At 61.5% G+C, this 631-nt stretch carries 2 protein-coding genes; both read left to right on the forward strand.

The features are described from left to right. A partial coding sequence (ccoS, locus tag ACMUOY_RS20495) for a cbb3-type cytochrome oxidase assembly protein CcoS (protein WP_413894561.1) occupies positions 1-192 on the forward strand: 192 nt, incomplete at its 5' end. Next, positions 182-631 (forward strand): cbb3-type cytochrome c oxidase subunit I (locus ACMUOY_RS20500; protein WP_413894562.1); only part of this gene is annotated, 450 nt, incomplete at its 3' end. The genes ccoS and ACMUOY_RS20500, both read left to right, overlap by 11 nt.

A 631-nucleotide genomic window follows, 5' to 3' on the forward strand; every position in this document is an offset into this window, starting at 1 on the left:
ATTTACCTGCTCATTTCCGCCAGCCTGCTGGTGGCCCTGGGATTTTTGGCGGCCTTCATTTGGGCGGTGCGTTCGGGGCAATACGAGGATACCCATACCCCCGCGCTACGCGTGTTGGGGGAGGATCCGCCCCCGGCCCGACCGGACGGCGCGCCGGAGACATGGAAGAGAAATAACAAACATGAACGTTGAGACCTTTCGTTACGACAACCGGGTGGTGCGGGCTTTCTGCCTCGCGACGGCTTTTTGGGGCTTGATCGGCACCAGCGTGGGCTTGCTGGCCGCCTGCCAGTTATTCTGGCCCGGGCTGAATCTGGAACTGCCCTTCACCACCTTTGGCCGCATCCGCCCGTTGCACACCAACGCGGTGGTTTTCGCCTTTGTCGGCAACGCGCGCATGTTCAGCGACACGTTGAGCTGGCTCAATTTCTGGGGGTGGAACGCCATCATCGTGGCGGCCGCGCTCACGTTGCCGCTGGGGCTGACGACGAGCAAGGAATACGCGGAACTGGAGTGGCCGATTGACATTGCCATCACCGTGGTCTGGGTGGCGTTTACGGTGAACCTGCTGGGCACGGTCCTGCGGCGGCGCGAGAAGCACATGTACGTGGCCATTTGGTTTTACATCGTC

It is taken from the genome of Candidatus Skiveiella danica, from assembly GCF_022705245.1.
Lineage (GTDB): Bacteria > Pseudomonadota > Gammaproteobacteria > Burkholderiales > Burkholderiaceae_C > Skiveiella > Skiveiella danica.